Below are 11,455 nucleotides of genomic sequence, written 5' to 3' on the forward strand. Positions count from 1 at the left end.
TTCGGGTTTTTGGCCAACAGGCCGTATTTTGCCGCGGAGCGGCACTTCATTTGCTTCCAGGGTGGAAACAGGGATATTCAGGAGAAAACGTGACAAAAATCCGCCAGTTATGTTTAGTCAGTCTGTTGCTGACAAGCGGGATTGCCAGCGCGGCGAATGTCCGTTTGCAGGTTGAGGGGTTATCCGGGGCGCTACAAAAAAACGTGCGTGCGCAGCTATCGACCATCCAGAGTGATGAGGTGACGCCGGACCGGCGTTTCCGCGCGCGCGTCGATGATGCCATCCGTGAAGGACTAAAAGCGCTAGGGTATTACGAACCCACCATTGATTTCGATCTCCGCCCGCCCCCAAAGAAGGGGCGCCAGGTGCTTATTGCCCGCGTTTCGCCGGGCGAGCCGGTGCTGATTGGCGGCACCAACGTCATCCTGCGCGGCGGGGCGCGTACCGACCGGGATTACCTGGACCTGCTCAGCACGCGGCCGAAAATCGGCACCGTGCTCAACCACGGTGACTACGACCACTTCAAAAAAGAGCTGACCAGCGTTTCCCTGCGTAAGGGCTACTTTGACAGCCAGTTCAATAAAAGCCAGCTGGGCATTGCGCTGGCGCGACGTCAGGCCTTCTGGGATATCGACTACGACAGCGGAGAACGCTACCGCTTTGGCGACGTGACGTTCGAAGGGTCGCAAATTCGTGAAGAGTACCTGCAAAACCTCGTGCCCTTTAAAAAAGGGGATTACTACCAGTCGAGCGACCTGGGAGAGCTGAACCGACGGCTCTCAGCCACCGGCTGGTTTAACTCCGTGGTTGTCGCCCCTGAATTTGATAAGTCTCGCAAAACCAAGGTGTTGCCGCTGCACGGCGTTGTTTCGCCGCGCACCGAGAACACCATTGAAACCGGTGTGGGCTATTCGACGGACGTTGGCCCGCGCGTGAAGGCCACCTGGAAAAAGCCGTGGATGAACTCCTACGGCCATAGCCTGACCACCAGCGCCAGCATTTCCGCCCCGGAACAGCAGCTCGATTTCAGCTATAAAATGCCGCTGTTGAAAAATCCGCTTGAGCAATATTACCTGGTTCAGGGGGGCTTTAAGCGCACCGACCTCAACGATACCGAGTCCGATTCCACCACGCTTGCCGTGTCGCGTTACTGGGATCTCTCCAGCGGCTGGCAGCGCGCCATCAACCTGCGCTGGAGCCTGGATCACTTTACCCAGGCCAACGTCACCAACACCACCATGCTGCTCTATCCTGGGGTGATGATCAGCCGCACCCGTTCGCGCGGCGGCCTGATGCCGACCTGGGGCGATTCCCAGCGTTACTCTATCGATTACTCCAACACCATGTGGGGTTCCGACGTGGATTTCTCGGTGATTCAGGCGCAGAACGTCTGGATCCGCACGCTGTATGACAAACACCGCTTTGTGGTGCGCGGCAACCTCGGCTGGATTGAAACCGGCGACTTCGACAAGGTTCCGCCGGACCTGCGCTTCTTCGCCGGGGGCGATCGCAGCATCCGCGGCTATAAATACAAATCCATCGCGCCTAAGGACGATGACGGCAAGCTGATCGGTGCCTCTAAGCTGGCTACCGGCTCGCTGGAGTACCAGTACAACGTCAGCGGAAAATGGTGGGGCGCCATGTTCGTCGACGGCGGCGAAGCGGTGAGCGATATCCGCCGCAGCGATTTTAAAACCGGCGCGGGCGTCGGCGTACGCTGGCAGTCACCCGTCGGGCCCATTAAGCTCGATTTCGCCGTGCCGGTGGGCGACAAAGAAGAACACGGATTACAGTTTTACATCGGTCTGGGGCCTGAATTATGAGTTTATGGAAGAAGATAAGCCTCGGGGTGCTGATTTTTATCGTGCTGCTGCTCGGTACGGTGGCGTTTCTGGTAGGAACGACGACCGGGCTGCATCTGCTGTTTAACGCCGCGAACCGCTGGGTGCCGGGGCTGGAGATTGGCCAGGTGACGGGCGGCTGGCGCGACCTGCGCCTGAAGAACATCCGCTATGAGCAGCCGGGCGTGGCGGTGAACGCCGGGGAGTTTCACCTGGCGGTGAAGCTGGGCTGTCTGCGTGACAGCAAGCTCTGCGTCAACGACTTGTCGCTAAAAGACGTCAACGTGGCGATAGATTCGAAGAAAATGCCGAAGTCTGCCCCGATAGAGGAAGAGGACAGCGGTCCGCTGAATCTCTCCACGCCGTACCCGATCGCGCTTTATCGGGTGGCGCTTGATAACGTCAATATCAAAATCGACGACACCACCGTGTCCGTGATGGATTTCAGCTCTGGCCTGCGCTGGCAGGAGAAAAACCTCACCCTGACGCCAACCTCCCTGCAGGGCTTGCTGATCGCGCTGCCGAAAGTGGCCGACGTGGCGCAGGAAGAGATCGTCGAGCCGAAGATCCAGAACCCGCAGCCGGAAGAGAAGCCGCTGGGCGAAACGCTGAAAGACCTCTTCTCGAAGCCTGTCCTGCCGGAAATGACCGATGTGCATCTGCCGCTGAACCTCAATATTGAAGAGTTCAAAGGCGAGCAGCTGCGCCTGACAGGCGATACCGACCTGACGGTCTATAACATGCTGCTGAAAGTCAGCAGCATTGACGGCAATATGAAGCTCGACGCGCTGGATATCGACACCAATCAGGGCTCGGTGAACGCGTCAGGCAACGCCCTGCTGCGCGACAACTGGCCGGTGGATATCACGCTGAATAGCGCCCTGAACATTGACCCGCTCAAAGGCGAGAAGGTGAAGGTCAAAGTGGGCGGGGCGCTGCGCGAGAAGCTGGATGTCGGGGTCAATCTCTCCGGCCCGGTAGACATGGTCCTGCGTGCGCAAACCCAGCTGGCGGAAGCCGGGCTGCCGCTCAATCTTGAGGTGGTCAGCAAGCAGCTTTACTGGCCATTCACCGGCGAAAAACAGTACCAGGCCGATGACCTGAAGCTGAAGCTGAGCGGTAAGATGACCGACTATACGCTCTCGTTCCGCACCGCAGTGAAGGGGCAGGGCGTGCCGCCCGCGAACATCACCCTGGATGCGAAGGGCAACGAACAGCAGGTTAACCTCGACAAGCTGACCGTCGCGGCGCTGGAAGGCAAAACCGAGTTGACCGCGCTGCTCGACTGGCAGCAGGCGATCAGCTGGCGCGGCGAGCTGAAGCTGACGGGCATTAACACCGCCAAAGAGGTGCCGGACTGGCCGTCGAAGCTGGATGGCCTGATCAAAACCCGCGGCAGCCTGTACGGCGGCACGTGGCAGATGGACGTGCCGGAGATCAAGCTCACCGGGAACGTGAAGCAGAACAAGGTAAACGTTGAAGGCTCGGTGAAAGGCAACAGCTACCTGCAGTGGATTATCCCGGGTCTGCACGTGGCGCTGGGCCGCAACACGGCGGATATCAAAGGTGAGCTGGGGGTGAAAGATCTCAATCTGGACGCCACCATCGACGCGCCGAATCTGGATAACGCCCTGCCGGGCCTGGGCGGTACGGCGAAGGGGCTCCTGAAGGTGCGCGGCACGGTAGACGCGCCGCAGCTGCTGGCGGACATTACCGCCAATAACCTGCGCTGGCAGGCGCTGAGCGTTGCCCGCGTTCGTGTGGAAGGGGATGTGAAATCCACTGACCAGATCGGCGGAAACCTGAACCTGCGCGTGGAGCGCATTTCTCAGCCGGACGTCAACATTAACCTGGTGACCCTGGACGCCAAAGGGAACGAGAAGCAGCACGATCTCCAGCTGCGCGTGCAGGGCGAGCCGGTCTCCGGCCAGCTTCACCTGACCGGCAGCTTTGACCGCAAAGAGGAGCGCTGGAAAGGGACGCTGGATAACACCCGTTTCAACACGCCGGTCGGGCCGCTGGCGCTGTCGCGCGCCATCGCGCTGGACTACCGCAACGTCGAGCAGAAGATCAGCATTGGGCCGCACTGCTGGACCAACCCGAATGCGGAACTGTGCGTGCCGCAGACCATCGACGCGGGCGCGGAAGGACGCGCGCAGATCAACCTCAACCGCTTCGATCTGGCGATGCTGAAACCGTTTATGCCGGATACTACCCAGGCCAGCGGCGTCTTCAGCGGAAAAGCCGATGTCGCCTGGGACACCACCAAAGAGGGGCTGCCGCAGGGTAGCGTCACGCTGTCCGGGCGTAACGTGAAGGTGACGCAGGAGGTGAATGACGCGCCGCTGCCGGTGGCCTTCGACACCCTGAACCTGAGCGCGGACCTGCATAACAACCGTGCGGAGCTGGGCTGGCTGATTCGTCTCACCAACAACGGTCAGTTTGACGGCAAGGTTCAAATTACCGACCCACAGGGACGGCGAAATCTGGGCGGCAACGTCACTATCCGCAACTTCAACCTGGCGATGGTGAACCCGATTTTCGCACGCGGGGAAAAAGCCGAGGGCATGGTGAACGCCAACCTGCGCCTGGGGGGCAATGCGCAAAGCCCTCAGCTGTTCGGCCAGCTGCGCCTCAGCGGCGTGGATATTGACGGCAACTTTATGCCGTTTGACATGCAGCCCAGCCAGATCGCGATGAACTTCAACGGCATGAGCTCGACGCTGAGCGGATCGGTACTGACGCAGCAGGGGCAAATCAATCTGAGCGGCGACGCGGACTGGAGCCAGCTCGACAACTGGCGCGCCCGTATTGCCGCGAAGGGCAGTAAGGTGCGCATCACCGTACCGCCAATGGTGCGCCTGGACGTCTCGCCTGATGTGGTCTTTGAAGCTACGCCAAGCCTCTTCACGCTTGACGGTCGCGTTGACGTGCCGTGGGCGCGCATCGTGGTTCACGACGTGCCGGAAAGTGCGGTCGGCGTCTCAAGTGATGAAGTTATGCTCAATGAAAATCTGAAACCGGTCGAACAGAAGAGCGCGGGCATACCGATTAATAGTAACCTTATCGTGCACGTGGGGAATAACGTGCGGTTGGATGCGTTTGGGCTGAAGGCGAGGCTTACGGGCGACCTGAAGGTGGCGCAGGATAAACAAGGGCTTGGCCTGAACGGGCAGATCAATATCCCTGAAGGGCGATTCCACGCCTATGGTCAGGATCTGATTGTCCGCAAAGGCGAGCTGCTGTTCTCCGGTCCACCGGATCAACCGCTGCTGAACATCGAAGCGATTCGTAACCCGGAAGCGACGGAAAACGACGTCATTGCCGGGGTACGCGTCACCGGTTCCGCCGACGAACCGAAGGCGGAGATCTTCTCTGACCCGGCGATGTCCCAGCAGGAAGCCCTCTCTTACCTGCTGCGTGGTCAAGGTCTCGACAGCGGTCAGAGCGACAGCGCGGCGATGACTTCGATGTTAGTGGGGCTGGGGGTTGCACAAAGTGGGCAGGTTGTGGGTAAAATCGGCGAGACGTTCGGCGTAAGCAATCTGGCGCTGGACACCCAGGGCGTGGGTGACTCCTCGCAGGTGGTGGTCAGCGGCTATGTACTGCCGGGTCTGCAGGTAAAATATGGTGTGGGGATCTTTGACTCACTGGCAACACTCACGTTACGCTATCGCCTGATGCCTAAGCTATATCTGGAAGCAGTGTCCGGCGTAGACCAGGCACTTGATCTGCTCTATCAGTTTGAGTTTTAGCAATGCGAATATTTGTCTACGGCAGTTTACGAACCAGGCAAGGCAACAGTCACTGGATGACCAATGCCCAGCTACTGGGGAATTACAATATCGAGAACTACCAGTTGTACAGCCTGGGCCACTATCCAGGCGCGGTTCCGGGCGAAGGAACAGTACAGGGTGAAGTTTATCGTATTGATAACGCGACGCTTGCCGAACTTGATGCCTTGCGCACCAGGGGCGGTGAATACGCACGCCAGTTGATCCAGACGCCGTACGGAAGCGCGTGGATGTATGTCTACCAGCGTCCAGTCGACGGGTTAACGCGGATCGTAAGCGGTAACTGGTTAGACAGAGACCAGTACTGAAAAACGACAACGCCACCGTAAGGTGGCGTTGTTTTTTGTGTCTGGCAGTAAGAATTACTTCTTAGCAGCGCGTTCGAAAGAGGCGATGATTTCCGCTTTCGCTGCTTCTGCGTTGTCCCAGCCGTCAACTTTAACCCACTTGCCTTTTTCGAGGTCTTTGTAGTGCTCGAAGAAGTGAGTGATCTGCGCTTTCAGCAGCTCTGGCAGGTCGTTCACATCTTTGATGTGATCGTATTCTTTGCTCAGCTTGGTGTGCGGTACCGCAACCAGCTTCGCATCTTCACCGGATTCGTCGGTCATTTTCAGCACGCCAACTGGACGGCAGCGAATCACTGCGCCTGGCTGCAGTGGGTATGGCGTTGGGACCAGCACGTCAACCGGATCACCGTCCAGAGACAGGGTGTGGTTGATGTAACCGTAGTTGCACGGATAGAACATCGCGGTAGACATGAAGCGGTCTACGAACAGGGCGCCGCTCTCTTTGTCCACTTCGTATTTGATCGGATCTGCGTTAGCCGGGATTTCGATAACTACGTAGATGTCTTCTGGCAGTTCTTTACCCGCTGGGACGTTGAGTAAGCTCATGTCGGTGTCCTTTAAAATGGATGGTAAACAAGTGGCAGGTATTATAGCCAACTCGCGCTGAATGTCTCCGCCTGTTTTCGCCTTCTCTCCACGTTCTTCCCACTTTTCAGACCGATTCCATGACAGAAAAATCCATAAACTCAGCCGCATTTTTCATGGAGAAATGAAAGCGATTACAAACTTGTGATTAACGTTTTATTCACTTTTCTGAAGTGTGATGTAACGCAATTCGTTACATATTTCATGGGCTATAGTCATTCCGCAGAACATCTTTTAACCAACAATAACTCACCCTACGAGGACGTTCATATGTGGAAGCGCTTACTCCTTGTCACAGCAGTTTCGGCAGCCATGTCGTCTATGGCGATGGCCGCTCCCTTAACCGTAGGTTTTTCGCAGGTCGGCTCTGAATCTGGCTGGCGAGCGGCAGAAACCAACGTGGCGAAAAGCGAAGCTCAGAAACGCGGCATTACCCTGAAAATCGCCGATGGTCAGCAAAAACAAGAGAATCAGATCAAAGCCGTGCGCTCCTTTATCGCCCAAGGCGTGGATGCCATCTTTATTGCACCCGTCGTGGCGACCGGCTGGGAACCCGTCCTGAAGGAAGCGAAAGACGCTGAAATCCCGGTCTTCCTGCTCGATCGTTCCATCGACGTCAAAGACAAATCTCTCTATATGACCACCGTGACGGCCAACAACGTGCTGGAAGGGCAGCTAATCGGCGACTGGCTGATAAAACAGGTCGACGGCAAGCCGTGTAACGTTGTTGAACTGCAGGGCACCGTCGGGGCGAGCGTGGCCATCGACCGTAAAAAAGGCTTTGCTGAAGCCATCGCGAAAGCGCCAAACATCAAGATTATCCGCTCTCAGTCCGGCGACTTTACCCGCAGCAAAGGTAAAGAGGTGATGGAGAGCTTCATTAAGGCTGAAAACAACGGCAAGAACATCTGCATGGTTTACGCCCACAACGATGACATGGCGATCGGTGCGATTCAGGCGATTAAAGAAGCGGGCCTGAAGCCGGGCAAAGATATCCTCACCGGCTCTATCGACGGCGTGCCTGATATCTACAAAGCGATGATCGACGGCGAAGCCAACGCCAGCGTGGAGCTGACGCCAAACATGGCCGGCCCGGCATTCGACGCGCTGGAGAAATTCAAGAAAGACGGCACGATGCCGGAGAAAGTGACGGTCACCAAATCCACGCTCTACCTGCCTGACACGGCGAAAGAAGAGTTAGAGAAGAAGAAAAATATGGGCTACTAAGCCTGTCTGAACATGCCGGGTGACGCTGCGCTTACCCGGCCTACGATACGCTCTTTTGTAGGCCGGATAAGCGTAGCGCCATCCGGCTTGATGCAGGGGGAAACCATGACCACTGAACAACACCAGGAAATCCTCCGCACAGAGGGCTTGAGTAAATTCTTCCCCGGCGTAAAGGCGCTGGATAACGTTGATTTCAGCCTGCGGCGCGGGGAGATCATGGCGCTGCTGGGGGAAAACGGCGCGGGAAAATCGACGCTGATTAAATCTCTGACCGGCGTTTATCACGCCGACCGCGGCACCATCTGGCTGGAAGGTAACGCCATTTCGCCAAAAAACACCGCCCATGCCCAGCAGTTGGGGATCGGGACGGTATACCAGGAAGTGAACCTGCTGCCGAATATGTCCGTGGCGGATAACCTGTTTATTGGCCGTGAGCCACGACGCTTTGGCCTGCTGCGCCGTAAAGAGATGGAGGCGCGGGCGACAAAGCTGATGGAATCCTACGGCTTCTCTCTCGACGTTCGCGAGCCGCTAAACCGCTTTTCCGTGGCGATGCAGCAGATCGTCGCCATTTGCCGCGCGATCGATCTCTCGGCAAAGGTGCTGATCCTCGACGAACCCACCGCCAGCCTCGATACCCAGGAGGTGGAAATGCTCTTTACCCTGATGCGCCAGCTGCGCGATCAGGGCGTCAGCCTGATCTTCGTTACCCACTTCCTCGATCAGGTGTACGAGGTTAGCGATCGCATTACGGTGCTGCGCAACGGCAGCTTTGTCGGCTGCCGCGAAACCCGCGAGCTGCCGCAGATCGAGCTGGTCAAAATGATGCTGGGCCGCGAGCTGGAGACCAACGCCCTTCAGCGCGCGGGCCGCACGCTGCTGAGCGAGAAGCCGGTCGCCGCGTTCAGCGATTACGGCAAAAAAGGGGTCATCTCGCCATTTAACCTTGAGGTGCGGCCGGGCGAAATTGTTGGGCTGGCGGGCCTGCTGGGCTCGGGCCGAACCGAGACCGCCGAGGTGATCTTCGGGATCAAGCCCGCCGACAGCGGCAGCGCGCTGATCAAGGGCAAACCGCAAACCCTGCGATCGCCGCATCAGGCCTCCTGCCTGGGCGTCGGCTTCTGCCCGGAGGACCGGAAAACGGACGGCATTATTGCCGCCGCCTCGGTGCGGGAAAATATCATTCTGGCGCTTCAGGCGCAGCGCGGCTGGCTGCGGCCGATCCCACGCAAAGAGCAGAACGCCATTGCTGAGCGCTTTATCCGCCAGCTCGGCATCCGCACCCCGAGCGCGGAACAGCCCATCGAGTTCCTCTCCGGTGGTAACCAGCAGAAAGTGCTGCTCTCCCGCTGGTTGCTGACCAAACCCCAGTTCCTGATCCTCGACGAACCGACCCGCGGCATTGACGTAGGGGCGCATGCCGAAATTATCCGGCTTATCGAAACCCTGTGCGCAGACGGTCTGGCCCTGCTGGTCATTTCGTCCGAGCTGGAAGAGCTGGTGGGCTATGCCGATCGCGTCATCATCATGCGCGATCGTAAACAGGTGGCAGAGATCCCGCTGGATAAGCTGTCCGTTCCGGCGATCATGAATGCCATCGCGGCATAAGGAGTGAATCGTGATGTCCCGTTCGCTTTCGCAAACCGGTGAGTCAAAGCGCCGCTTCAGCTGGCCGACCGGCACGCCGCAAATCGCGGCGCTGCTGGTGGTTTTACTGGTGGATAGCCTGGTCGCGCCGCATTTCTTCCAGATTATCGTGCAGGATGGCCGCCTGTTTGGCAGCCCGATAGACATTTTAAACCGCGCCGCGCCCGTGGCGCTGCTGGCCATCGGGATGACGCTGGTCATCGCCACCGGCGGGATTGATCTCTCCGTCGGCGCGGTGATGGCTATCGCCGGGGCCACGGCAGCCTCCATGACCGTGGCCGGGCATAGCCTGCCGGTGGTCCTGCTTGCAGCCTTAGGCACTGGCGTGCTGGCCGGATTATGGAACGGCATTCTGGTGGCGGTGCTGAAAATCCAGCCCTTTGTCGCCACGCTCATTTTAATGGTGGCCGGGCGCGGCGTCGCGCAGCTGATTACCTCCGGACAGATTGTCACCTTTAACTCGCCGAGCCTGGCGTGGCTCGGCAGCGGCAACCTTCTGTTCTTCCCGACGCCGGTGATGATTGCCCTGGTGACGCTAGTGGTGTTCTGGCTTTTCACCCGCAAAACGGCGCTGGGCATGTTCATTGAGGCCGTCGGGATCAATATCCGCGCCGCGCGCAACGCCGGGGTTAACACGCGGCTGATGGTGATGCTGACCTACGTGCTGAGCGGTATTTGCGCTGCCATCGCCGGCGTGATCGTCGCGGCGGATATTCGCGGAGCCGATGCCAACAACGCCGGGCTCTGGCTGGAGCTGGATGCGATCCTGGCGGTGGTGATCGGCGGCGGGTCGCTGATGGGCGGGCGCTTTAACCTGCTGCTCTCGGCGATCGGCGCGCTGATCATTCAGGGCATGAACACCGGGATCCTGCTTTCGGGATTCCAGCCGGAACTCAACCAGGTGGTGAAAGCGGTGGTCGTGCTCTGCGTGCTGATCGTCCAGTCGCCGCGCTTTGTCAGCATCATTAAGGGGATCCGTGGCCATGATAAAACGTAATTTGCCGCTAATGATCACGCTGGGCGTGTTTGTGCTGGGCTATCTCTACTGCCTGACCCAGTTCCCGGGGTTTGCCTCGACGCGCGTGATCTGCAATATCCTGACCGATAACGCCTTTTTAGGCATCATCGCCGTCGGGATGACCTTTGTGATCCTCTCCGGCGGGATCGACCTCTCCGTCGGCTCGGTGATCGCGTTTACGGGCGTGTTCCTCGCGAAAGCGATCGGCTTCTGGGGCATCTCACCGCTGCTGGCGTTCCCGCTGGTGCTGGCGATGGGCTGTGCGTTTGGCGCCTTTATGGGGCTGCTGATCGACGCGTTAAAAATTCCTGCGTTTATCATTACCCTCGCGGGGATGTTCTTCCTGCGCGGGGTGAGCTACCTGGTGTCGGAAGAGTCGATTCCCATTAACCATCCGGTGTACGACACGCTCTCCAGCCTGGCGTGGAAAATCCCCGGCGGCGGCCGCCTGAGCGCGATGGGGCTGCTGATGCTGGGCGTGGTAGTGATTGGCATCTTCCTCGCCCACCGCACCCGGTTTGGCAATCAGGTTTACGCTATTGGCGGCAACGCCACGTCGGCCAACCTGATGGGGATCTCGACCCGCAGCACCACCATCCGCATTTATATGCTCTCGACCGGCCTGGCGACGCTGGCGGGGATCGTCTTCTCGGTGTATACCCAGGCGGGCTATGCCCTTGCAGGCGTTGGCGTGGAGCTGGATGCGATTGCTTCTGTGGTCATCGGCGGCACGCTGCTCAGCGGCGGCGTGGGTACGGTGCTAGGGACGCTGTTCGGCGTGGCGATTCAGGGGCTGATCCAGACCTATATCAACTTTGACGGCACGCTCAGCTCCTGGTGGACGAAGATCGCCATCGGCATTCTGCTGTTTATTTTTATTGCCCTGCAGCGCGGCCTGACGGTGCTCTGGGAGAACCGCCAAAGCTCGCCTGTTACCCGTGTGAACACATCGGTAACAGAGCGATAACATGCTGAAAGTCTAAACATTTTCCGGTA

General features: G+C 58.6%; 8 protein-coding genes. 7 read left to right on the plus strand and 1 reads right to left on the minus strand.

Annotated elements, in window-relative coordinates; all coding sequences use genetic code 11:
- Positions 1-89 precede the first annotated feature (89 nt).
- Genes tamA through ACEPLT_RS02205 form a run of 3 tightly spaced genes read left to right on the plus strand, consistent with a single transcriptional unit; the run spans position 90 to position 5,943 of the window.
- Positions 90-1,823: an autotransporter assembly complex protein TamA gene (tamA, locus tag ACEPLT_RS02195; RefSeq protein WP_008501426.1), complete on the plus strand. Its 1,734-nt coding sequence runs from the start codon at positions 90-92 to the stop codon at positions 1,821-1,823.
- Positions 1,820-5,596, plus strand: a complete 3,777-nt coding sequence (gene tamB / locus ACEPLT_RS02200; protein WP_032675829.1) for an autotransporter assembly complex protein TamB — start codon at positions 1,820-1,822, stop codon at positions 5,594-5,596. Before tamA ends, tamB begins: the two co-directional genes overlap by 4 nt.
- A 2-nt stretch (positions 5,597-5,598) precedes the next feature.
- Positions 5,599-5,943 (plus strand): gamma-glutamylcyclotransferase family protein, encoded by a 345-nt coding sequence (locus tag ACEPLT_RS02205; RefSeq protein ID WP_008501424.1) that lies wholly within the window; start codon positions 5,599-5,601, stop codon positions 5,941-5,943.
- A 54-nt stretch (positions 5,944-5,997) separates the two neighbouring features.
- On the opposite strand, the gene ppa is transcribed toward ACEPLT_RS02205, so the two are convergent.
- On the minus strand, positions 5,998-6,528 hold the full coding sequence (gene ppa / locus ACEPLT_RS02210) for an inorganic diphosphatase (RefSeq protein ID WP_008501423.1): 531 nt from the start codon (positions 6,526-6,528) through the stop codon (positions 5,998-6,000).
- Positions 6,529-6,837: 309 nt separating this feature from the next.
- Here ppa and ytfQ point away from each other — a divergent pair, with 309 nt between their 5' ends.
- From ytfQ to yjfF, 4 genes are all read left to right on the plus strand, one after another.
- Positions 6,838-7,794 (plus strand): galactofuranose ABC transporter substrate-binding protein YtfQ, encoded by a 957-nt coding sequence (ytfQ, locus tag ACEPLT_RS02215; protein ID WP_021240696.1) that lies wholly within the window; start codon positions 6,838-6,840, stop codon positions 7,792-7,794.
- Positions 7,795-7,899: 105 nt separating this feature from the next.
- Positions 7,900-9,402, plus strand: a complete 1,503-nt coding sequence (gene ytfR, locus ACEPLT_RS02220; RefSeq protein ID WP_008501421.1) for a galactofuranose ABC transporter, ATP-binding protein YtfR — start codon at positions 7,900-7,902, stop codon at positions 9,400-9,402.
- A 10-nt stretch (positions 9,403-9,412) separates the two neighbouring features.
- Positions 9,413-10,438: a galactofuranose ABC transporter, ATP-binding protein YtfT gene (ytfT, locus tag ACEPLT_RS02225; RefSeq protein WP_021240695.1), complete on the plus strand. Its 1,026-nt coding sequence runs from the start codon at positions 9,413-9,415 to the stop codon at positions 10,436-10,438.
- On the plus strand, positions 10,425-11,426 hold the full coding sequence (gene yjfF / locus ACEPLT_RS02230) for a galactofuranose ABC transporter, permease protein YjfF (RefSeq protein ID WP_032675830.1): 1,002 nt from the start codon (positions 10,425-10,427) through the stop codon (positions 11,424-11,426). Before ytfT ends, yjfF begins: the two co-directional genes overlap by 14 nt.
- Positions 11,427-11,455: the final 29 nt, after the last annotated feature.

This window comes from Enterobacter sp. fkY84-1, from assembly GCF_052974705.1.